This window comes from Sediminicola arcticus, assembly GCF_040566695.1.
GTDB lineage: Bacteria > Bacteroidota > Bacteroidia > Flavobacteriales > Flavobacteriaceae > Sediminicola > Sediminicola arcticus.
On the sequence record NZ_JBEXAE010000007.1, the window covers coordinates 41,725 to 66,438 of the forward strand.

The following is a 24,714-nucleotide window of genomic DNA, read 5'->3' on the forward strand; positions in this document are numbered from 1 at the left end:
ACTCATTAGAGTGTGGTTTATTAATTTTAGTATATGTGATAGGGAATTGTACTAGATATCCTTTTAAAGAACTTTCATTACATAGTTATATATACAATGAACATTACCAAAAAAACAATAGCTTTAATTACAGGTCCATTATCCTTTTTTGTTTTAACCTATTTTGATGCGCCATCAGGCATGCCTGAAAGTGCTTATCTGATGTTAGGCGTTACACTATGGATTGCTGTTTGGTGGGTTACAGAGGCTGTTCCTATTGCGGTTACAGCATTATTGCCTTTAATTTTATTTCCTATAGCGGGTATTATGAAAATAGCAGACACCACTGCGGCCTATGGTGATAAATATGTGTTCTTGTATTTGGGGGGGTTTTTCATAGCCATAGCTATTGAAAAATGGAACTTGCATAAACGTATAGCCTTACATATTATTAATATAATTGGAACCAATATCTATAAAGTAATTCTTGGCTTTATGGTAGCTACGGCGTTCTTATCTATGTGGATATCTAATACAGCTACCTCAGTGATGATGTTGCCTATTGGTATGTCTATTATATATCAATTAAAAGATAACCCTATAACTATTGAAAATGAGAACTCCATTTTTGGAAAAGCCTTAATGCTTAGTATAGCATACTCGGCATCCATAGGAGGTATAGCCACTTTAATTGGTACTCCTCCAAATTTAGTAATGGCTGGTTTTGTTCAAAAAGCATATGGCATTGAAATTACTTTTTGGCAGTGGTTGAAATTTGGTTTTCCAATCTCCATTTTATTACTAGGTATTGCTTGGTTTTATTTAACCCGTATTGCTTTCAAATTCAAACAAAAAGAATTTCCAGGAGGGCAAAAGGAAATAAACCGACTAATAAAAGAACTGGGGCCAATGCAGTTTGAAGAAAAATTGGTGCTAATTGTTTTCGTTACTACGGCACTTTGTTGGATCACGCGTTCTTTTATATTACAATCTTTAATACCAGGAATAGATGATACCATTATAGCCATGGGCGCAGCCATAGTTTTATTTATCATTCCAACAAAAGATAAAAAGCATCGTATCATTACTTGGGAAGACTCTGTTAAAATACCTTGGGGAATTATTTTATTATTTGGTGGTGGTATGGCTTTGGCAGCAGGTTTTCAAACAACAGGTTTAGCAATTTGGCTTGGGAGCCAAGTAGATCTTCTAATAGGAGTTCCCCTATTTTTATTGATTCTCATCATTATAATATCAGTCAACTTTTTAACTGAAGTAACTTCAAATCTAGCAACAACAGCTATGCTAATGCCTATTTTGGCTCCAATTGCTGTCTCATTGGATGTAGACCCGTTTATTTTAATCGTAGCTACAACAACTGCGGCATCTTGTGCTTTTATGCTTCCTGTTGCCACGCCTCCTAACGCTGTAGTCTTTGGTTCTGGGTATTTAAAAATTATTGATATGATAAAATCTGGTTTTTGGATGAATATTATATCTATTGTTATTTTAACCTTTATGGTGTATTATGTACTTCCTGTTTTATGGGGATTGTAAAAAGTTATTAATAATGTAAGATATTGAAAAAGGTAAGATCAATATTGGTTTATCTATTTTGATGTGCACTTATGGGGTAAGCATTCTTTTAAGGAACCATATGGCAAAATTCTTTTTCATTCTCACTTCAAATGTCTAACTTTTTGTACACATCTCTCAAATGATTCAACGAATTTACGCAGGACATTTATCCTTTAGAAATTCTTTAAAGGCTTAGATAAGTGCACTATAGCGGAACCATAATTAGATGGGATAGTGCCACGAATTGAAATGGTTCATTAGGATGCTGTAAATCCTTTTTTTAGAATCAAATAGTGTAAGAAAAAGTGTGACGGTGCTGCCCTTTACTTTTATATTTGCACAAAAAATTATAGGTCTAGTGTTAATACTGATTTTTTAAGAAAAGGAAAAAAAATTAGTGCATTTAGGACCTAAGATGAAAAGGTAACAAATACAAGAATAAAAATGAAAATGACAACGGGATTATGGATGCGTATCATTCATCGTTATTTAGGATTTTTCCTAGCAGGTATTATGGCTATGTATGCCATCAGTGGAATCATTATGATTTTTCGCAACACCGATTTTTTAAAACAGGATGTTGCTGTAGAACGGGAATTAAAACCAAATTTAGCATCGGTGGAATTAGGAGCTGCGTTAAAGATCAAAGGATTTAAACCTGAAAAAACAGAAGGAAATACGGTCTATTTTGCCCAAGGGAAATACAATACAGAGACAGGCATGGCTAATTACACTAAGAAGGAGCTTCCCTTGCTTCTTGACAAAATGGAACATTTGCATAAAGCCACTACCAATAGTCCAATATATTGGTTAAATATTTTCTTTGGAGTATCCTTATTGTTTTTTGTGGTCTCGGCATTCTGGATGTTTATGCCCAAAACAACTGTTTTTAAGAAGGGGGTTTTGTTTAGTTTGGCAGGTATCGTAGTGACCTTGATTTTACTGTTTGTTTGATAGCAATAGAATTCACGAATTTCATAGTAACAAAAAAGGAGTGATGCATGGCATCACTCCTTTTTTCATATTGTACAATTACAATGTATACTGCTAATTGTAGTGTAAGGCTATCTGGGCAAGCTGTCCCACAATTTTAACTGAATCTTTCATGGTTTCATTTGTATCATCCTCAATGAAAAGAATATTCATAATTGTGGTGCATTAAAATTTAAATAACTAATATAATAAATAAAGTAAAAGCTAAGAGAAGCTGAATGGCAATTATTTAAGGGTAAATGATTTAAGTCTAATTCGTAGCTGTTTGACATATTTTTGACCATGGAATTATTTATTTCAAAAATGCTCATCAAATAAAAAACCTGTGGCGTAATTTAAGTTCTTACAGTTATAAAAGTTGTTGGGTTATTTTGTTTATTGCATTTAAACTTTTGTTAACCAAGGCAATAAATGTTAAATTTTCGTAGTTTTGTTATTCGGATGAAGGTTTTTATACGTCACATAGTATCCTTAGTAATGGCATTTTTAGTGCTGTTCTCCACCATTTCTTTTACGGTGGACATGCATTTTTGTGGTAAACATTTGGTTGATTTTAGCTTGTTTAATAAGGCAGAAACCTGCGGGATGGACTCTATGATGGCAGTTTCTGGTGATGGACAGATGACTATGGAAATGGATTGTTGCAGCGATTTTAATCTAGTACAGCAAGGTCAGGACCATTTAAAATACTCATTTGAACAGTTTACTTTTGAACACCAACTTTTTGTAGCCTCCTTTATTACTACCTATATTGATATATTCCTGGGGATACATGAAAATGTGGTCCCACACAATGAATATCCACCTCCCTTATTGTTCAAGGATATTATTATCTTTGAACAGCAGTTTCTTATTTGATTTAAGATTTGGAAATAAGCCCATCAGCTAATGCTGTGAAAGGGCTCATCGTGTTGTATGTACTCCCATATAATACTGTATTCTAAATTTTAAAATCAAACTCCTATGCTGAATAAAAGCATCAAATTTTTTATAGACAATAAACTTGTAGCTGTTTTGTTACTGCTACTTTTCGTTGGCTGGGGTACCATAAATGCCCCATTCAATTGGAATATTGGTTTCTTACCTAGTGACCCAGTTGCAGTGGATGCCATTCCTGATATTGGTGAAAATCAACAAATTGTCTTTACAAAATGGGAAGGGCGTTCCCCCCAAGATATTGAGGATCAAATTACATATCCTCTAACAACCTCTTTATTGGGTATACCAGGTGTGAAGACGATTAGAAGTTCTTCCATGTTCGGATTTTCGAGTATCTATATCATTTTTGAGGAAGATATAGAGTTCTACTGGAGCCGCAGCCGTATTCTTGAAAAATTGAATTCGTTGCCTAGTAACCTACTTCCAGAAGGCGTAAACCCTTCTTTAGGACCAGATGCCACTGGCCTTGGGCAAATTTTTTGGTACACTCTTGAGGGAAGGGATGAAAATGGTGAAGTTACAGGAGGATGGGACCTTCAGGAATTGAGAAGCGTTCAAGATTATTATGTAAAATTCGCCCTTTCATCCGCAAGCGGGGTGTCAGAAGTAGCCTCCATTGGGGGGTATGTTCAGGAATATCAGATAGACGTAAAACCTGAGCTGATGAAGCAATATAATATTGGCCTTCAGGAAGTGGTAAATGCCGTGAAACAAAGCAATAGGGATATTGGGGCCCAGACTTTGGAAATCAATCAAGCAGAATACTTGGTACGGGGATTGGGATATATTAAGTCTTTGGATGACATTAAAAATGCGGTTGTCAGTTCCACAGATTATACTTCCATAAGAATTAAGGATATTGCTAATGTTTCCTTGGGTCCAGCAGTCCGTAGAGGTATTTTGGATAAAGAAGGGGCGGAAGTTGCTGGTGGGGTTGTGGTTGCCAGATATGGAGCCAATCCCTTGGAAGTCATCAACAATGTTAAGGATAAAATCAAGGAACTTAGTTCAGGGCTGCCCTCTAAACAATTGAGCGATGGGCGTACATCCCAATTGACCATTGTTCCATTTTATGACCGTGCGGAATTGATCCAAGAAACGCTGGGAACCCTTAAAGAAGCATTGACCTTGGAAATATTGATCACCATTTTGGTAATCATTGTTATGGTTTTTAATCTTAGGGCTTCCATATTAATTTCAGGCTTGCTGCCCGTTGCGGTATTAATGGTGTTCATTGCCATGAAGCTTTTTGGCGTGGATGCTAACATAGTGGCATTATCAGGAATAGCCATTGCCATTGGTACCATGGTAGATGTGGGGGTTATCCTTGCTGAAAATATCATTCGCCATATAGATGAAGACGAGGGAAAACTGTCTATGGATGCCATTGTTTACAATGCAACTGCGGAAGTTTCAGGGGCCATACTCACGGCGGTATTGACAACAATTATTAGTTTTCTTCCCGTATTTACCATGATAGGAGCCGAAGGCAAGCTTTTTAGACCTTTGGCATTCACCAAAACAATGGCACTTACGGCTTCTTTAATCATTGCCTTGTTTTTGATACCTCCGTTTGCAGCTTATTTGTTTAGAAAGAGAAATTATAAAATCAATTTTCGCTATGTAATTAATGTAATACTGATGGTGATTGGCTTTGGTGCCATCATTATGGGGTATTGGCTGGGTACATTATTGATAGCCTTTGGGATTGTTGGTATTTTAAAAATAAGAGGGATTCTGAATGATAAATTTGCCAATCTTGCCAATATTTCAATTTCCGTCCTCACAATTGTAATTCTATTGTCTATTTATTGGAGACCTCTTGGATTTGATAGAGGTATTTTTATAAACCTACTTTTTGTGAGTTTAATTTGTTTTGGGCTATTGGGAATATTTTACATTTTTCAAAAATATTATTCCAGAATCCTGGAATGGGCCTTGCAAAATAGGGTACTCTTTTTAATGGTTCCTACCACGGTGTTGGTTATGGGAATATGGGTCATGGGGAATACTGGGAAGGAATTTATGCCTGCCCTAAATGAAGGCACGTTTCTTTTAATGCCCACTTCTCTTCCCCATTCTGGAGTAGCGGAAAACAAACGTGTATTACAACAATTAGATATGGCCGTAGCCAGTATTCCTGAAGTGGAAACAGTAGTGGGCAAATCAGGAAGGACGGAGTCTGCCTTAGACCCAGCTCCTCTATCCATGTATGAAAATATTATTCAATATAAATCGGAATACCTAAAGAATAAGAATGGGGACAGACAACGCTTTAAGGTAGACAGTGAAGAACGGTTCCTAATCAAAGGTGGTGGACATGTAGTAAACCCAAATGTGAAAGTAGAAGGGAATTCAAATGAAAACACATCTAATGCTAGTGCATTTTCAGAGGTCACTCTAGATGATTTAATTCCTGACAACAGTGGAGAATATTACAGAAACTGGCGACCAGAAATTCAATCTCCAGATGATATTTGGAACGAAATAGTAAAAGTGACCCGGCTGCCAGGCGTTACTTCTGCTCCTAAATTACAGCCTATTGAAACTCGGCTGGTGATGCTCCAAACAGGAATGCGAGCACCTATGGGTATAAAAGTGAAAGGGCAGGATCTCCAACAGATCGAAGCTTTTGGTCTCCAATTAGAAACTATTATCAAAGAGGCCGATGGTGTTAAAGACGAAGCCGTCTTTGCAGATAGGATTGTAGGTAAGCCCTATTTGCTGATTGATATCAATAGGGAACAGTTGGCGCGATATGGCATCCTTATTGAGGATGTGCAACGGGTTCTGGAAGTTGCTGTTGGCGGAATGACTCTAACACAAACTGTTGAAGGCAGAGAACGTTATGGGGTTCGTGTTCGCTATCCACGAGAATTAAGAGAAAACCCGGAAGACATCAAAAACATTTATGTTCCAGTGGCTAATGGAACCTCGGTACCGTTGAGTGAATTAGTAACCATACGTTACGAAAAAGGGCCACAAGTGATTAAAAGTGAAGATACGTTTCTCGTTGGCTATGTACTTTTCGATAAAATAGATGGCTATGCGGAGGTCAGCGTAGTAGAGAATGCCCAAGCATTAATTGAACAAAAAATTAACGAGGGAGAATTAATTGTGCCCAAGGGTATCAGTTATAGATTTACAGGTACTTATGAAAATCAATTAAGGGCAGAAAAGACGTTGTCCGTAGTGGTGCCTTTGGCCTTGTTGACCATTTTCCTGATTTTGTACTTTCAATTCCGTTCGGTAACCACTTCTTTAATGGTCTTTACAGGAATTGCGGTAGCATTTGCAGGCGGATTTATCATGATTTGGTTGTACGGGCAAGAGTGGTTTTTTAACTTTAATTTTTTTGGGGAGAATCTGCGGGAATTGTTCAACATGAGAACCATTAACCTTAGTGTCGCTGTTTGGGTAGGTTTCATAGCCCTCTTTGGTATCGCCACAGATGATGGGGTGGTAATGGCTACCTATTTAACCCAAACTTTCGATAAAGATAAGCCGAGCACTGTAAAGGAAATAAGGGCTGCCACTTTGGAAGCTGCCCATAAACGAATTCGTCCTTGTCTAATGACAACCGTTACCACCATTCTAGCACTCTTACCAGTACTGACCTCCACGGGCAAGGGAAGTGATATCATGATTCCTATGGCCATTCCAATATTTGGTGGGATGATCATAGATATAACCTCTTATTTTATTGTTCCCGTTTTATATAGCTGGCGACAAGAAATTTCAAATGGAAAACTAGCAAAATTGCTACAAAATGAATCTATAATATTGGACAAATGAAATTGAATTGCACACATAAAATAATACTGTTTTTTATGCTGCTTTTTGCCCATATGTCACAAGGGCAAATCTTGGAAAGCTACTTGGAACAGGCAGAAGCCAACAACCCAGAAGTGCAAGCTTTTGAACTTAGGTATACAATCTCCAAAGAAAAAGTAAATGAGGTGAATACACTTCCGAATACCGAAATAAGTGCCGGACTTTTTGTGAGTGAACCAGAAACTAGGACAGGGGCCCAGAAAGCTAGATTTTCTGTAAAACAAATGTTGCCTTGGTTTGGTTCTATTGCAGCTAGGAAAAATTATATAGCCTCTCTCTCCGAGGTAGATTTTTTGGACATGGTTATTATTAAAAGGAAACTTAGGCTGGCGGTATCTCAATCGTATTACAGACTTTATGCCATCAAAAAACAGCAGGAGGTATTGGGTGAGAATATAGAGCTTCTAAAGACCTATGAAAAACTAGCATTAACCTCATTGGAAGTGGGCAATGCATCGGCTGTAGACGTATTGCGTTTACAGATCAGGCAAAATGAATTGCAGGCCCAAAAAGAAGTGCTGGTGCTGGATTATGTATCCGAAGGCAACCTATTTAACAATTTAATGAATAGGGAAGAGGCACTGCCAATTGATCTGGTGGATGATTTACCCGTTAGTAATGAAGGGGAAAAGCAGATTTGGGACTTACAATTTCATCCTGAATTGGAAAAATACGATCGACTCTACGAATCTATTACCCAATCTGAAATACTGAACCAGAAGGAAGCCAAGCCAGACCTTGGTTTTGGATTGGATTATATTCCTGTTGCTGAACGAAATGATATGAATTTTAGTGATAATGGAAAGGACATTATAATGCCCATGGTTTCTCTGTCTATTCCAGTTTTTAATTCAAAATATAAGTCCAAGACCATACAAAATGCGTTGCGACAAGAGGAAATTAGTGCACAGAAAAGCAATCAAAAAAATAAATTAAAAACACTCTTGAGCAATGCAGTGTCGTTTAGGGAAGCGTCTCGTATCAAATACAACATTCAGGAAAAGAATTATAGACAAGCAAAAGATGCAGAGGAAATATTGATTAAAAATTACGAAACGGGAATCATAAATTTTAATGATGTCTTGGATATTCAAGAGTTAGGGCTGAAATTTCAAATGAATCAAATTGAGGCCGTTAAGAATTATTATTCGGAATCGTCGATAATTAATTATTTGGTACTGAAATAAAAATAAATAGGAAGTCAATTTTAAATAGAAAAGGAATAAAATTATGAAGAACAAGATGGTTAAGAATAGGAAACACAATGGTTATGCAATCCTTGCAGGTATAACTTTAATAATAATGACCGCATGCGGAGAAGAAAAGAAAGAGGAGCCTAAGGCGGCCGACTCTTCCAAAGTAACAGAAATAAAAAAGGAAGCCACCGCTATGGTCTCTTTTAAAGAGGAGGCTACAGAAGAGGTCTTCCAGAGGTACTTGGAACTAAAAGGGGCATTGATCAAAACAGATGTGGCAGGAGCAAAGATTGCTGCTAGCATGATGATAAAAAATCTCAATGAAAATCAATTAGAATTGAAGTCGATAGCCCAAGAATTGGCAGATTCTGACGCTATTGGGAAACAAAGGGAGCTGTTTGCCACGTTAACCTCTAAGGTAGAGCCGCTTTTTAAAGAGCAGATGACTCAAGGTACCATTTATAAGCAGTTCTGCCCTATGGCTTTCAACAATACAGGAGGCTATTGGTTTTCAGACGTTTCTGAAATAAGAAATCCCTATTATGGGGATATGATGTTGACGTGTGGCGCTGTGAAAGAAACCATCCAATAGAAAGGGATAGTTACTTAAAGGAAGTACCTTTAGGATACGAATGAAAAGTGGATGAAAAGGAGTGCGGAATTAATAAAAAAAGGAAAATGAAACATACCTATCATATAGATGGCATGACCTGCAACGGGTGCCGTAGTCATGTAGAAGCAACTTTGCAAAAAGTAGACGGTGTAGTTAGTGCTTACGTAGATCTCGACAAAGCGGAAGCCGTTATAGAAATGGATTCTCATATTCCTATTGCTTCCTTTAAAACTGCATTGGAAAAGGCAGGCGGACATTATACCATCCATATGCAAGGTGAGAAGAAAGAAGATATACAAAAAAAGGATAGCACACCAAAAGGAAAGGGTACAGGTACCTATTATTGCCCTATGCATTGTGAGGGAGATAAAACGTATAACAAGCCCGGTGATTGTCCTGTTTGTGGAATGGATTTGGTAGAGGAACAAAGTATGTCGTCTACATCTGGCACCCAATATACGTGTCCGATGCATCCAGAAATTGTAGAGAATCAACCAGGTTCTTGTCCCATATGCGGGATGGATCTGGTGCCAAAGGAACCAGATGTGTCTTCGGAGGAAAAGAATTATCGGAAATTATTGAAAAAGTTATGGTGGTCAGTAGGCTTTACATTGCCCATTTTTTTGATAGCCATGTCCGAAATGCTGCCCAATAATCCACTTTACGAGGTTTTGGAACTCAAATATTGGAATTGGGTTCAATTTGGACTTTCTATTCCAGTAGTTTTTTATACCACTTGGATGTTTTTTGAACGTGCCTACCGATCTATTAAGACATGGAATCTAAACATGTTTACGCTTATTGGTATTGGTGCAGGGGTGGCATGGTTATTTAGTGTTTTTGGATTGATTTTTCCTGATTTCTTTCCAGAACAATTTAAGACAGATTCAGGTACGGTGCACGTTTATTTTGAAGCGGCAACGGTTATTTTAACCTTGGTGTTATTGGGACAGGTATTGGAAGCCCGAGCTCACAGCAAAACAAATTCAGCCGTAAAGGAATTGTTGAAATTAGCTCCCAATAAAGCTATTAGAGTTGTAGATGGGAAGGAGGAAGAAATTAGTATTGATGCCATTGCATTGGGAGATATTTTGCGCGTAAAACCGGGGGATAAAATACCAGTTGATGGGTCTTTGGTAGAAGGACACACGTCCGTAGACGAATCTATGATTACTGGCGAGCCCATTCCCGTGGATAAAGTAGAAGGAGACACCTTGAGTAGTGGGACTATTAATGGCAATCAATCTTTTTTGATGAAGGCCGAAAAAATTGGATCAGATACATTGCTTTCCCAAATTATAAAGATGGTGAACGATGCGAGCAGAAGCAAAGCTCCAATACAAAAATTAGCCGATAGGATATCTGGATATTTTGTTCCAGTAGTGGTTTTGGTCTCCCTGATAACTTTTGGGGTTTGGGCCATTTGGGGACCAGATCCGGCCTATGTATTTGCATTGGTGAATGCCATCGCAGTTTTAATCATTGCTTGTCCCTGTGCCTTGGGACTTGCTACACCTATGTCCGTTATGGTAGGTGTAGGGAAAGGAGCCCAAAATGGAGTACTTATAAAGAGTGCAGAGGCTCTAGAAAAGATGGCAAAGGTGACTATTTTGATCGTTGATAAGACCGGGACCTTAACAGAAGGTAAACCCAGTGTAGAAAAGGTGATAGCTTTCAGCGACAGCCTTTCTGAAACAGAAGTGCTACAATATTTAATTTCTTTAAATCAATACAGTGAGCATCCCTTGGCCGAAGCTACGGTTGCCTATGGAAAAGAACAAGGGGTTGAAATGGTAAAGACGGAAGGCTTTAATGCCGTGACCGGAAAAGGAGTGGAAGGGACTGTAAATGGAAAAAATGCGGCCTTGGGCAATGAAAAAATGATGGAACATGCCGGTTCAGTGGTTTCCAAAAAAATGGAAGAGGAGGCTACGTCCTATCAAAAACAAGGCAAAACCGTATCGTTTCTATCAGTGGACAAAAAATGTGTTGGATATCTCGTCATCGGGGATAAAATTAAACAGACTAGTGCGGAAGCTATAAAAGAATTACAGAGCAAAGGTATTGATGTACTTATGCTGACAGGCGATAATCACAATACAGCGCAAGCGGTGGCTAGTGAATTGAATTTAGCTGATTTTAAAGCCGGTATGTTGCCAGAGGATAAGCTAAAAGAAGTAGAAAGACTCCAAAATGATGGTAAGGTAGTGGCAATGGCAGGAGATGGTATCAACGATGCTCCTGCGTTAGCAAAAAGTGATGTGGGTATCGCTATGGGAACAGGTACCGATGTAGCCATTGAAAGTGCTTCAATTACCTTGGTAAAAGGAGATTTAAACGGAATTGTGAAGGCCAGAAACCTAAGCGAGAAAGTTATGGGCAATATCAAACAAAATTTATTTTTTGCATTGATTTATAATACTGTTGGGATACCCATTGCGGCAGGAGTATTATTTCCATTTTTTGGAATATTATTATCACCCATGATTGCTGCAGCTGCGATGAGTTTTAGCTCAGTATCTGTAATTGCCAATGCCCTTAGATTGAAAACTAAAAACATAAATTAATACAAACGATGAAGAATCTTTTTTATATTTTTTTAGCCCTAATTTTATTTTCATGTAAAGAAAATAAGAATACAGATTTAAAAGACCCAGCTCCTGCTCATTCCAATCATAAAGATAATATGATTGAAAGTGAGAAAGGCTCTGTAAAGAAAATCCTTAGTCCACATACTGCTGCTATGGCTATGATTGGTGAGGCTCATATTCATATTGATTATTCATCACCTGGCGTAAGGGATCGTATTATATTTGGCGGATTGGTGGGCTACGGACAAGTCTGGCAAGCTGGTGCCCATAAGGCAACTTGGATTGAGACGAATAAGGATCTCGAGTTTGATGGCCAATTGTTAAAGGCAGGTAAATATGGTTTTTTTACAATTCCTGGTAAAAGTGATTGGACTATAATATTTAATTCAAATTGGGACCAACATGGGAAAGATGAATACGATGAAAAAGATGATGTTCTTCGTTTAAAGATCATACCAGAAGTCATGGACGATGTAAAAGAACATTTAGAATATCAAATAACCAAAACCAACCTTACAGAAGGAAGCATTTCACTCTCTTGGGAGAAAGTAAGAATTAGCTTTCCATTTGTAGTTAAACCTTAATTAAAGTAATGATTAAAAGAAAAACTGTAGCTAAAATCCGTAAGACTCATCGTTATTTAGGGCTCTTTTTGGGCATCCAATTTTTGATGTGGACCATTAGTGGTTTGTATTTCAGTTGGACCAATTTAGATGAAATCCACGGGGATCAATTTAGAAATCAAGCTATGAACCATACCATGTTCACAGATTTAATGAGTCCAACAGAAATAGCCAATACATCTGACATTATGTTCTTGGAGTTTAGGGATATTGCCAATGTGCCTTATTATTTGATTAATCAAACCCAATTGGTCAATGCACAGAGCGGTACTTTAAAAATGGAAATTTCTAAAGAGGAAGCATTACAGGTTGCCCAAAAAAATATGATAGCCGGATTAAAGGTTCAAGGGATAGAGCGTATTACAGAAACTGGGAAACATCATGAATACAGAGGAGGACCACTTCCCGCATATGTCATTTCATTCGATACGCCAGGAAATATTAAGGCCTATGTTTCCATTGCCGATGGCTCCTTTAAAACACTCCGCCATAGAGATTGGCGTTGGTTCGATTTTTTATGGATGACACATACGATGGATTATGAGGGAAGGGACAATTTTAACAATGTAGTTTTAAGAGCATTTTCATTATTGGGGTTAATAACTGTATTGAGTGGGTTTACCCTTTGGTATGTTACTTCTCCCACAATGAGGAAGAGAAAAAAGGTGACAAAGGAATAAACCTTTATTACACTAAAAATGGGAAGTAGCAAAGAGACTAATCATAGACAGCATGAAAAAGAATAGCTATACAAAATTTACAGGAATGCTTGTGGCCTCATTTGTTGCCATGTATATCACCATGTACTGGAACACTTATGAAATAGACCACGTCTATTTTAGTTTAACAAGATTTTATATGAGCTGTCTAGGAATTGCGGCAATGGCAATTATAATGTTTGTAGCCATGAAAAACATGTACCAGAACAAAAAGAAAAATATCGCAATTATTCTGGGTAGCGTCGTTCTTTTTTGTGGTGCGCTAGGTTTGGTAAGGACCCAAAGCCCAATTATTGGTGATGTATTATGGATGAAAGCAATGATACCACACCATTCTATTGCTATTTTGACAAGTGAGCGAGCAGCCATAAAAGATCCAGAAGTGAAAAAATTGGCAAATTACATTATAAAAGCTCAAAAGAGGGAGATAGAAGAGATGAAATCGATGATCAAAAGATTAGAAAGTAACTAATACAATACATAAAGAATAAATAATTGAAGCTATGAACAAGAATATCATATATCTCAGTATTGCAGTGATTATTGGTCTATTAGCAGGCTACCTTATTTTTAGTGGTAATGGTAACAATGGTAACGCAGCGGAACATGACCATACTGAAGAAATGGCGAGTGGAAAAATGTGGACCTGTTCTATGCACCCACAGATTATGCAACCTGAGCCTGGGGATTGTCCGATTTGCGGAATGGACCTCATTGCTGCTGAATCTGGGGCAGACGGACTTGCAATGAGTCAATTTAAAATGAGCGAAAACGCCATGGCTTTGGCGAATATAAAAACACTGACAGTTGGTAATGGCAAGACCAAGGAAGGCATCCTTAAGTTATCCGGCAGCATAATGGAAAACGAGGAAATTAATGGTACACAAGCTGCATATTTCGGAGGGAGAATAGAGAAGCTTAATGTGAATTTTGAAGGAGAAGAAATAAAAAATGGACAACTACTGGCTACCATCTATTCTCCAGAATTGGTATCTGCACAACAAGAGTTATTGACCGCATCCAGGCTAAAGGAATCTCAACCTGAACTTTATAAAGCGGTCAGAAATAAGTTAAAACTATGGAAGCTCTCTGAAAAACAAATAACACAAATAGAAGTTAGTGGTAAAGTCACTGAAAACTTTCCTTTGTATGCCAATGCCTCAGGTACGGTTTCAAAAATAATGGTGGAAGAGGGCGATTATATAAAACAAGGGGCAGCCTTATTTACTATAGCAAATTTAAGTTCGGTCTGGGCGGTATTCGATTCCTATGAAAACCAAGTAGGTAGTCTCAAAAAGGATCAGGCTATAACCATCGTTGCAAACTCATATCCCAACACCAATTTTAAAGCCAATATTTCATTTATAGACCCCATATTGAACTCTAATAAGCGAACTGTTGAGGTCAGGGCAGTCCTACAAAATAAGGACGGATTACTTAAACCGGGGATGTTTGTTCAAGGTGCAGTTATGTTATCGGCCAGCAAGATGGCAGACCGGATCGCTATTCCTGAAAGTGCTGTGTTATGGACAGGGGAAAGATCTGTGGTCTATATAAAAACAGATAGTAAGGAGCCAGTTTTTGAAATGAGGGAAATAACGTTGGGTACTATCATAAATGGAAGTTATGAAGTACTGGACGGGTTAGAAAATGGAATGGAAATAGTGACTAATGGAACGTTTACTGTTGATGCTGCGGCACAACTCAAAGGAAAAAAGTCCATGATGAACAAAGAAGGAGGGAAGACCACAACCGGACATGAGGGGCACACAGGCAGTAGTATGGAAGGGAACACTACTACAAGTATGAAAATGAGTATTTCCAAAGGAGTGCAAAAGGATTTTATGTCCATAATCACATTGTATATGGAAGTAAAAGATGCTTTGGTAGCGTCCAATCCAGAAAAGGTAAGTAACTCCGCTAAACAAGCTTTAAATGGTCTAAAAAACATAAAGGAAACCGATTTGGATAAAATGACTAGAGGGCATGTATCCATTATTAAAGACAAGTTTTCGGCAATAGCCAACAATAGCAATCTTGAAAATCAACGTGATCATTTTATCGCACTTTCGGATAATATGATCGCTATCAGCAAAAATTTGGACCAGGTGTCCACCTCGTTATTTATTCAAAACTGTCCTATGGCCAATAAGAATAAAGGGGCTGATTGGCTGAGTTGGGAAAAGGAAATTCGTAACCCTTATTATGGGGAGGCTATGATGACTTGTGGGGAAGTTAAGCAAGTAATATCCAAATAAATTAGACAACAAATTTATATTTATAAGATCTGATGAAATATAGGAGACACCCTTTAAGGAGGCCTATACTATAAAATGCTTTTCCATTAAATAATCGAATGAGAAATGATTTATTCATTATCTTTATATAAAGAATAAACCACTCAAAATGGCCTCATACTTCACTATGCGAGGCCAGCGTATAGTTTGGTCTAGTATATTTTAAACAAGCCTTATGCTCGTGGTATTTAGTTTTTCAATAATTCAAAATTTATAAATATGAAATCGATAAAAATCGTTTTTATAGTGCTAGTTGCACTATCAATGACAACGTCATATGCACAACTAAAAAATCAATCATCTGAATACGTAAAAATCCTTGGGAATTGTGATATGTGCAAAAGCACAATAGAAAAGGCTGGTACTATAGAAAACGAAGCTAAGGTTGATTGGGACAAGGACACCAAAATGGCTACGCTTACATACGATAGTGTTAAAACTTCCAAGGAAGACATTCTTAAACGTATAGCCTTGGTTGGTTATGATAGCGAAAGCTTTTTAGCGCCAGACGATACCTACTTAAATTTGCCAAGTTGTTGCCAATATGAAAGAGCTGACCAAGTATCCGCTAAAAGGGATGGGCTAAAATCGGATATGGCATTTATGGACCATTCTGAACATTCAAATAGAATAAACGAAGTCCAAGGAACAAATCCACTATCAGGAGTCTACGACAGTTATTTTGTAGTTAAGGACGCCTTGGTTAGAACAGATGGGGTTTTGGCTTCTACAAACGCTAAAACGCTCTTAAATGCCATTAATGAAGTGAAAATGGATCAACTTTCAATGGGCGTCCATATGTTGTGGATGAAAGTGTTGAAAAATTTGAAAGAAGATGCATCAAAAATCGCTGATACAAAAGTCATTGGTCAACAAAGGAGCAACTTTGACTCACTGTCAAAAAACATATATGAGGTAATGAAAGTTTCCAAACAAGAATCTCCAACCTACTACCAATTTTGTCCAATGGCAAATAATGGAAAGGGAGCCAATTGGTTGAGCAAGGAGGAAACCATAAAAAATCCGTATTACGGTTCACAAATGATGAGTTGTGGTAAAACTGTGGAAACAATCGAGGAATAAGAAAATGAATAAAAAAATCAAATGGCTGATTGTATTCATAGGAATGCTCTCTATACCTATCTTATTTGCCCAAAATATTGTCCGCTACGATTTAACCGTTACCGATACCATTGTCAATTATTCCGGAAAGGAAAAAAGAGCAATCGCTGTAAATGGTTTAATTCCTATGCCAACACTCACCTTTACCGAAGGTGACATTGCAGAAATTGTAGTGCATAATAAATTAAAAGAAAGTACATCCTTGCATTGGCACGGTCTTTATTTACCGAATAAGGAAGACGGTGTTCCCTACCTCACTCAAATGCCAATTGAACCAAATGAAACGTTTACCTATCGTTTTCCAATTATTCAAAATGGAACACATTGGTATCATAGCCATAGTGGATTGCAAGAACAGATTGGGATGTATGGCTCTTTAATATTATTAAAAAAAGACGATGATCCAACTTTTCGTAGGGGGATAGACGATGTACCTGAAGCACCTATTATTTTAAGTGAATGGACAGATATTGACCCTGAAAATGTTCATCGCATGCTTCACAATGCAAATGATTGGGCAGCCATTAAGAAGGGAACCGTTCAAAGCTATTCGGAGGCAATAAAGGCGGGTTATTTTAAAACCAAATTAGGGAATGAGTGGAAAAGAATGCTGGCGATGGATGTTAGCGACGTTTATTACGAAAAATTCTTAATAAATGGGCAGAATGAATGTAAACTATCCCAATTCAAAGCTGGTGAAAAAGTCCGCCTACGGATTTCAAATGGTGGTGCATCCTCTTATTTTTGGCTGAACTATGCTGGTGGTAAAATGACGGTTGTAGCCAACGATGGAAACGATGTTGAACCAGTAGATGTAGATCGATTAATCATAGGGGTTTCTGAAACTTATGATGTTATTGTTTCCATTCCAAATGAAAATACTTCTTATGAGTTTTTGGCTACTCCTGAAGATCGCACAAAATCTGCTTCAATTTATTTAGGCAATGGTATAATTCAGCTTAAAAGCAGAATGCCAAAACTAAAATATTTTGAAGGAATGAAGATGATGAACGACATGATGAATATGGATGGGACCATGGATGATATGGGAATGGACATGTCGTTGCAGAAAATGGACATGAATACGGTCATGTATCCAGAAATAAGTGGGGATCCAGATATGAAAATGGATGGTATGAAAATGGATGAAAAAATGGATCATTCCAAACATTCAACCAACACAGTCCAAGACCTAGTAACCTTGAATTATGGAATGTTAAAATCACCTTTCCCCACCACCTTACCAAAAGATGCGCCAGTACGTGAACTTAGATTTGAACTTACAGGCAACATGAATCGCTATGTTTGGAGTATGGACAACAAGGTCCTTTCGGAAAGCGATAAGATCCTAATTAAAAAAGGAGAAAATGTAAGGATAACACTTTATAATGGTTCTATGATGAGACATCCTATGCACTTACATGGGCACGATTTTAGGGTATTAAACGGTCAAGATGAATATGCACCATTAAAAAATGTGCTAGACATTATGCCTATGGAGACAGATACTATAGAGTTTTTGGCAAATGCAGAAGGAGATTGGTTTTTTCATTGCCATATTTTGTATCATATGATGGCAGGTATGAACAGGGTATTTTCTTATGAAAATCAAGCTCCAAATCCCTATTTACCCAACAAAGAGTGGGCATATAAGAAACTTCAAGCAGAAAGTAATACATTTCATTTTATGGCTGAAAATGACTTTGCGACCAATGGGAATGATGGTATGCTGATGATGCAGAATACACGTTGGAGTATTGGCACAGAATGGCGTTTGGGTTATCATGATGAACACGGTTATGAAACAGAAACCCATATTGGACGATATATTGGAAGAAATCAATGGTTAATGCCTTTTGTGGGTTTTGATTGGCGTTATAGAGAACAAAATGGAGAAGTTGAAAAAAACCTATTTGGCCAAACAAATACGAAGGACCAGAGAGCAGTTTTGAGTTTAGGAACCGAATATACTTTACCAATGCTTGTTAAACTGCAAGGCGAAATTTTCTCGGATGGTAATGTGCGTTTTCAGTTAATGCGAGAAGATATTCCAATTTCGCCGCGAATTAGATGGGCTTTTATGGTAAATACAGATAAGGAATACATGACTGGGTTAAAATACATTGTTACTAGGAACATGGGTATATCAACACATTATGATAGCGATATGGGTGTTGGTTTTGGAGCAACCATAAGTTATTAAAACAGGTTTGAAACTTTCAATAGTTCTCGTTATTTCCACAAAATATCGATTATTTCTCATAGTGTCATGATTTAGCTAACCTTCTTTGAGAAATATAAACGAAGGAATCAGCTGGGTGAGTTAGGAAAAGGAAACTCGCGACCCTCATTATGGGGAGGCTATGATGACATGTGGGGAAGTCAAGTAAGTCATTTCAAATCAAGGATAAAAATTAATTCTAAATGTAAAAGGATATATACCTTCCATGGATCCCATGACAATTAGCAGATAGCAAAGAAATTCATTTGAGGAAGAAGTACTACAACTTTAAAATATTTTTGACTTCAGAAAGTATATTCTAAGATAAAAAAAATACACATCTTTTTATTTGTGCTAACATGCACAACCTTATTAGCCCAAGAAAAAATAACAATCACCGGTCAATTACTAGAAGAATCTACCAATGAACCTTTGTCCTTTGCCAACGTTAGCGTAACGAACTCAGCGACCAATACTTTAGTTACGGGAGCTATCACAGATGAGAATGGAAGATTCAAAATTTAAGACATTCCTTTGGGTAAATACCTGATTAGTTTTTCATTTATAGGGTTTTCCCCTGTAGAACAAAAATTAACCGCTAGCGGACTCAATACCATTTTTGATTTGGGTAAGATTAACATGAAACCATCTGCTCAAGAACTTTCAGAAGTTGAACTCGTGGTCAAACAGGCTACTACCAACGCCGATCTAAAAAAAACATTTAATCTGGCGAATACTATTGCACAATCTGGGGGTTCTGTCTTAGATGCGATGAAGACCATGCCAGGAGTGGCTTTTGATCAAGATGGAAAGGTAATACTAAGGGGCAGTGATAAAGTAGTTGTTTTAATCGATGGGAAACAATCAAGTCTCACTGTTTTTGGCAATCAAAAGGGATTATCAAATATTCCAGCATCCAACATAGAGAAAATAGAAATTATAAATAATCCCTCGGCCAAATACGATGCCAATGGCTTTGCTGGGATAGTCAAAATCATTTACAAAAAGGAGAAACAGAACGGTTTAAACGGTGAAGTAGGCCTCTCTTTTGGGGTGGGTGCTCTAGGGAAACGAAAACATGATACAGAAACAGACCTAGGTTCGTATTCCGTTAATCCTAAATTAATACCAAGTATTAATCTTAATTATAGAAAAGGACCCTTAAATTATTTTTTACAGTCAGAATTTATAATTCAGGAAGCCCTTCTTAATAATGAATTTAGTACAAGGAGCTATGCTAATGGTGATAACATTATTTCCCAAGTCCCAGAGAATAGAAGGCAGTTTAGGTCTATTATCACCTCTGGTATAGACTGGGAAATGGATGACAATAATTCAATGACCTTTTCAGGAATGTTCGATAGGGAAAAACACATAGATACAGCCCAAGTAGCCTATATAGATTTGGACACCGATCGGAGAATAAGATATTATAATTGGCAAGAAGAGGAGGTGACCAGTTATATTAATGTTGCTGCCAACTACAGGCATAAATTTGAGCAAGTGGGCCCTACACTCTCCGGTAACATTTAATATACCAGAGGTTTGGAAGATGAAAGTTATTTTTTAAATGATAGTTCTTCGGTACGCGTGGGTTGGGATGCCACTAATAGTAGGGCCATAGAGCACACCACCAGTATTTCTACGGATTATGCAAAATCTTTACCCTATGGAAAAATAGAATTGGGGGCAAAGGCCCGCATACGAAGGTTGCCGGCGGATTATACTATAACTAAAGGAACTAATTCTATTATTTATCCCGATTTGGGTGATTTTTCTGATTGGGGAGAAAATCTTTATGCAGGGTATGTCAACTATATATTGGAAAAAGAAAATTATTACATTGAAGGAGGATTGAGGGCTGAGCAAACCAACGTTTTTTACAAAGTAGATCCTACAAATATCTATTATGCAGATAATGATAAATATGATTATTTTGAACTTTTTCCAAGTGTTCGTTTTACCTGTAAAATGAATCAAAGGAACAAGATATCTCTATTCTATAACAGGCGTGTGGATAGACCTGGGGAACCCGAGCTTCGTATTTTTCCAAAATATGATGATCCCGAACTATTGAAAGTGGGGAACCCTTATTTAAGGCCCCAATTTACGGATGCAGTGGAATTGGCACATAAGTTTTCTTGGGACAATGGTTCCTTGTTTTCTGCGGTTTATCATAGAATGATCAACGATCAATACCTGAGAATATTGAGTATTGATGATTCTAATCCTGATTATGATATAGTAAGTAGAATTTATCAAAATACGGGTAATGCAACAAATTCTGGAGTGGAATTGTTATTTAGTCAGGATATTTCCCAAAGCTGGAAATTATCGGGAAGCATCAATTGGTATCAAAACAATATAATTGCCTATCAGGGAACCTTATTATTTCCATTTGAAAGAACTTTTTCCATTGCATCTTCCAGTGATTTAGCAGGTGATTTTAAAATTAGTAATGAAATAATGCTCCCAAGGGATGTTACGTTCCAAATCATAGGGTTATACTATTCGCAAAAGAATATCCCACAAGGAAAGGAACTTGGACGTTCATCCATCGATGTGGGGATTAAAAAGAAATTATGGGATTCAAAAGGAGAGCTATTTTTATCGGCATCTGATATTTTTAATAGGTTTGGAATACGTCAAGAATTGGTCACTGAAGGATTGGTAACCCTTTATGCTAATTATTATGAAACTCAAATTATCAGATTGGGCCTGAAATATAAATTCTAAATAGGAGTTACTTGCTTTTTTTCTTTAAGGGTAGTATATAGTATTAAAACGAAAAGGAAAGTCAATAAAACGATAGATGAACCAATCGTTCCTAAATCCATTCCTCCTTTATCTAAGGGTTTGGTCAAAAAGTCCCCAAAGGTTGCTCCAAACGGTCTTGTCAATACAAAAGCTATCCAGAACAGGAAGATAGTAGAGATTTGGGTGAAATATTTTGCGAAGACCACAACCAATAGTAGGGACCCAATTAACAAAGCTCCCCCTGCAAAACCTAAACCTGAATCATCGGCCAAATAATCTCCCAATGCTGTTCCTAGAGTGTTGGAGATCAGAATAGTAATCCAATAAAATAGTTCTGGTCTAAAGGTTTTTATATTGGTGACCGACAAGCTTTTTTCGCTTTTATACCATATGAAAAGGATGATACATAGCAAAACAACCAATATGAGGGATCCCTTGGCATAACCCAAGCCCATGGTCCTATCCATATAATCGGACATGGTAGTACCAGCTGTGCTTGTTGCAATGATAACCAACCAATATATAAATGGAATGTATTTCTTTGAGTTTAATTGTATGATTAAACTAAAGATAAAAAAACTGATTAAAATAATAGAACTTAACCCATATCCAATATTCAAGGTCATGGACAACATGTCGCCTCCCGTCTCCCCAAAGGTGGTAGCACAAATTTTCATGATCCAAAAGATTAGATTTACTTCGGCTATTTTGCGCATGGCATTCAAGTTAAAGAATTGATGGATGTTTTTCTTTGTCCTATTTCTCAGTTTAAATGTATTTGGCAATTCTAAAGAGAACTTTAAGTGTGGGGTAAATTAAGATTCAAAAGTAATTAAGGTTTGCTTTAAATTTTACACCTACTTTTACTCAGATATTTTAAATACCAGATATGAAGTTTTTAAAAATAGTAATTGGGGCATTGTTCATATTTGGTTCTGTTGCATTTGTTTTAAGTATTAATTTACCCCAAGATGTAAAAGAGGCTTTCTCTGATAAATATCCTAAGGCAACATCGGTTCAATGGGACAAGGATTCCTACTCTCAATGGCAAGCAGAATTTAACATGGATGGACAAACATACATCGCCATCTTCCAGGACGATGGTACTTGGATGACTACCAAAAAGGAGAAAGTTTTGATTTTCAGAGATTAGCTAAAATTAGCAATCGATGAGGTCTAGGAAATGATCACAAGAATTACCGGTATACTTTAATTTTTCTTAAGATTTGGACAGTAGTTTTACTGTTTAATATTAAATACCCTTTCGCATTATGTGGGCCAAAATTTTCCCTAAGCGCTTTTCTGTATTAAAAGCATTTGTTTTATTGTTTTTGTTCATTTCATTCTTAGTGAGGTTAAGCCTTTTTTTATGGGCTTTTAACGAGGTAGATAAAAATTTTTCAGAAGTTCTGAGGACCTTTTTTACCGGTCTCTTTTTTGATATTGGCACCATTTCTTTTTTCACCATCCCATATCTAATTTATTTAATGATTCTCCCCAATAGGTGGGTGGGTTCTATTTTAGATAAATCGATTACTTTTTTCGGTTTCTTTTTAGGACTTTTTATTATCTATTTTTCGTTTTTGGGAGAATTTACATTTTGGGAAGAATTTCAGAGACGTTATAATTTTATAGCTGTTGATTATCTGGTGTATACCTATGAGGTGGTTAAGAATATTAACGAATCTTATCCGTTGCCCATCTTGATAAGCATATTATTGCTATTGGTGTTCTCTAGTTTGTATTTGGTTGTAAAATTGGGTCTCTTTAAAAATACATTTCACGATAAGCCATCTTTTAAATCAAAATTAAATGGGATGACGCCCTGGGTATTGATCATGATTTTTTTCAGTACAGTGGTTACCAACCAACAGTCAGAATGGTCATTAAATACTTATAATAACGAACTTTCTAAGGCTGGGATCTACTCTTTTTTTGCGGCTTTCAGAAACAATGAACTTTCCTATAAAGAATTTTATCCCAATATAGACCTAGACAAAGCTTTTGATGTGGTGCAGGCAGATTATATCAAATTTGGGGATAAAATGTTAGACCCAGGAAACAAGTCTATATATAGAGGTATTCATAATACCGACAGTCTGGCTGTTGTGGCAATACCCAATGTAATCTTTATATGTATTGAGAGCTTAAGCGGTAAGTTTATGAACGCTTTAGGTGGAGATCAGAATATTACCCCTGTTCTAGATTCTCTTGCCAATGAAAGTATATTTTTTACCAATTTATACGCCACGGGAACAAGAACAGTAAGGGGAATGGAAGCCATTACGCTTTCTATACCTCCAACTCCCGGGAGCAGTATTGTAAAGCGTCAGAACAATAGGGATCTTTTTACTATTGGGGAAGTTTTTAAGGTGGAAGGTTATGAAAGAAATTTTTTCTATGGTGGGGATGGATACTTTGACAACATGAACACCTATTTTGGGGGAAATGGTTTTAATATTGTAGATAGGGGTAGGGGTTTTTTGTTGGATACCAGTATTAACACAAAACGGACAAATATTGAAGACAGTGAGGTAACCTTTGAGAATGCATGGGGGGTTTGTGATCAGGATGTTTATAACAAAGTGATCATGGAGGCCGATAAGGCCCACGCTTCTGGTACACCTTTTTTTGATTTTGTAATGACCACCTCAAACCATAAGCCATATACCTATCCTGAAGGAAAAATAGATATTCCGTCAGGAACGGGAAGAAATGGGGCCGTGAAGTATACGGATTTTGCTATTGGTGAATTTTTGAAAATGGCTAGTACTAAACCTTGGTATAAGAATACTGTTTTTGTGATTATGAGCGACCATTGTGCAAATAGTGCAGGTAAAGGAGAATTGGATGTTCAGAACTTCCATATTCCTGCCATGATATTTAATGCCCCTAATGGTACTTCCAAAAAAGTAAACACCTTGTGTTCTCAAATTGATATCTTTCCAACGTTATTCGGTCTATTGAATTGGGATTATTCTTCCAATCTTTTTGGATATGATATTTTTAAAATGACCCCAAAGGAGGAGAGGGCATTTATAGGTAACTACAGGAAATTGGGATACTTAAAGGGCAATAAGGTTTTAGTGCTAGGAGATCAGGAAACCGCCAATTTTTATTCGTGGAATCCGTTGGATAATAGTCTAAAGGCATTGCCCATGGACAATGAATTTCTAGAGGAGAGTATTTCTTTCTATCAGGTGGCAGATTACCTATACCACAATGATGGTTTAAAATTAAAGCAGTAAGGAT

Annotated in this window: 19 protein-coding genes; 18 read left to right on the top strand and 1 reads right to left on the bottom strand. The window is 37.1% G+C overall.

Going from position 1 to position 24,714, the window contains the following annotated elements; all coding sequences use genetic code 11:
- The first annotated feature begins 96 nt into the window (after nucleotides 1–96).
- From ABXZ36_RS13510 to ABXZ36_RS13585, 16 genes are all read left to right on the top strand, one after another.
- The gene (locus ABXZ36_RS13510; protein WP_354616212.1) at nucleotides 97–1,536 is read left to right on the top strand and encodes an SLC13 family permease; all 1,440 of its coding nucleotides are present in this window, start codon (nucleotides 97–99) and stop codon (nucleotides 1,534–1,536) included.
- Nucleotides 1,537–2,001: 465 nt separating this feature from the next.
- Nucleotides 2,002–2,511 carry a hypothetical protein gene (locus tag ABXZ36_RS13515; RefSeq protein WP_354616213.1) on the top strand — a complete coding sequence of 170 codons (510 nt, stop codon included), beginning with the start codon at nucleotides 2,002–2,004 and terminating at the stop codon, nucleotides 2,509–2,511.
- A gap of 450 nt (nucleotides 2,512–2,961) precedes the next feature.
- The gene (locus ABXZ36_RS13520; RefSeq protein WP_354616214.1) at nucleotides 2,962–3,408 is read left to right on the top strand and encodes an HYC_CC_PP family protein; all 447 of its coding nucleotides are present in this window, start codon (nucleotides 2,962–2,964) and stop codon (nucleotides 3,406–3,408) included.
- A gap of 105 nt (nucleotides 3,409–3,513) precedes the next feature.
- On the top strand, nucleotides 3,514–7,284 hold the full coding sequence (locus tag ABXZ36_RS13525; protein WP_354616215.1) for an efflux RND transporter permease subunit: 3,771 nt from the start codon (nucleotides 3,514–3,516) through the stop codon (nucleotides 7,282–7,284).
- Entirely contained in the window at nucleotides 7,281–8,510 is a 1,230-nt protein-coding gene (locus ABXZ36_RS13530; RefSeq protein WP_435602531.1) for a TolC family protein, read from the top strand. The genes ABXZ36_RS13525 and ABXZ36_RS13530 overlap by 4 nt, the downstream gene beginning before the upstream one ends.
- Before the next feature lie 43 nt (nucleotides 8,511–8,553).
- Nucleotides 8,554–9,111, top strand: coding sequence for a DUF3347 domain-containing protein (locus ABXZ36_RS13535; protein WP_354616216.1), 558 nt, complete (start codon nucleotides 8,554–8,556; stop codon nucleotides 9,109–9,111).
- An 86-nt stretch (nucleotides 9,112–9,197) separates the two neighbouring features.
- A complete protein-coding gene (locus ABXZ36_RS13540; protein WP_354616217.1) occupies nucleotides 9,198–11,699 on the top strand; it encodes a heavy metal translocating P-type ATPase in 2,502 nt (833 codons plus the stop codon).
- Nucleotides 11,700–11,707: 8 nt separating this feature from the next.
- A complete protein-coding gene (locus ABXZ36_RS13545; RefSeq protein ID WP_354616218.1) occupies nucleotides 11,708–12,307 on the top strand; it encodes a DUF2911 domain-containing protein in 600 nt (199 codons plus the stop codon).
- Between the two features lie 8 nt (nucleotides 12,308–12,315).
- A complete protein-coding gene (locus ABXZ36_RS13550; RefSeq protein WP_354616219.1) occupies nucleotides 12,316–13,026 on the top strand; it encodes a PepSY domain-containing protein in 711 nt (236 codons plus the stop codon).
- A gap of 52 nt (nucleotides 13,027–13,078) precedes the next feature.
- The gene (locus ABXZ36_RS13555; RefSeq protein WP_354616220.1) at nucleotides 13,079–13,537 is read left to right on the top strand and encodes a DUF305 domain-containing protein; all 459 of its coding nucleotides are present in this window, start codon (nucleotides 13,079–13,081) and stop codon (nucleotides 13,535–13,537) included.
- Nucleotides 13,538–13,568: 31 nt separating this feature from the next.
- Nucleotides 13,569–15,323 (top strand): efflux RND transporter periplasmic adaptor subunit, encoded by a 1,755-nt coding sequence (locus tag ABXZ36_RS13560; protein WP_354616221.1) that lies wholly within the window; start codon nucleotides 13,569–13,571, stop codon nucleotides 15,321–15,323.
- Nucleotides 15,324–15,581: 258 nt separating this feature from the next.
- On the top strand, nucleotides 15,582–16,445 hold the full coding sequence (locus tag ABXZ36_RS13565) for a DUF3347 domain-containing protein (protein WP_354616222.1): 864 nt from the start codon (nucleotides 15,582–15,584) through the stop codon (nucleotides 16,443–16,445).
- 4 nt (nucleotides 16,446–16,449) lie between these two features.
- Entirely contained in the window at nucleotides 16,450–18,687 is a 2,238-nt protein-coding gene (locus ABXZ36_RS13570; protein ID WP_354616223.1) for a multicopper oxidase domain-containing protein, read from the top strand.
- 369 nt (nucleotides 18,688–19,056) lie between these two features.
- Nucleotides 19,057–19,230, top strand: coding sequence for a carboxypeptidase regulatory-like domain-containing protein (locus tag ABXZ36_RS13575; protein ID WP_354616224.1), 174 nt, complete (start codon nucleotides 19,057–19,059; stop codon nucleotides 19,228–19,230).
- 9 nt (nucleotides 19,231–19,239) lie between these two features.
- A complete protein-coding gene (locus tag ABXZ36_RS13580) occupies nucleotides 19,240–20,238 on the top strand; it encodes a TonB-dependent receptor (protein ID WP_354616225.1) in 999 nt (332 codons plus the stop codon).
- 12 nt (nucleotides 20,239–20,250) lie between these two features.
- Nucleotides 20,251–21,441, top strand: coding sequence for an outer membrane beta-barrel family protein (locus ABXZ36_RS13585; protein ID WP_354616226.1), 1,191 nt, complete (start codon nucleotides 20,251–20,253; stop codon nucleotides 21,439–21,441).
- Here ABXZ36_RS13585 and ABXZ36_RS13590 read toward each other — a convergent pair.
- Nucleotides 21,438–22,178 carry a COG4705 family protein gene (locus ABXZ36_RS13590; protein ID WP_354616227.1) on the bottom strand — a complete coding sequence of 247 codons (741 nt, stop codon included), beginning with the start codon at nucleotides 22,176–22,178 and terminating at the stop codon, nucleotides 21,438–21,440. The genes ABXZ36_RS13585 and ABXZ36_RS13590 overlap by 4 nt on opposite strands.
- 173 nt (nucleotides 22,179–22,351) lie before the next feature.
- On the opposite strand from ABXZ36_RS13590, the gene ABXZ36_RS13595 reads away from it, so the two are divergent.
- The gene (locus tag ABXZ36_RS13595) at nucleotides 22,352–22,615 is read left to right on the top strand and encodes a hypothetical protein (RefSeq protein ID WP_354616228.1); all 264 of its coding nucleotides are present in this window, start codon (nucleotides 22,352–22,354) and stop codon (nucleotides 22,613–22,615) included.
- 118 nt (nucleotides 22,616–22,733) lie between these two features.
- Nucleotides 22,734–24,710 (top strand): LTA synthase family protein, encoded by a 1,977-nt coding sequence (locus ABXZ36_RS13600; protein ID WP_354616229.1) that lies wholly within the window; start codon nucleotides 22,734–22,736, stop codon nucleotides 24,708–24,710.
- Nucleotides 24,711–24,714 lie beyond the last annotated feature (4 nt).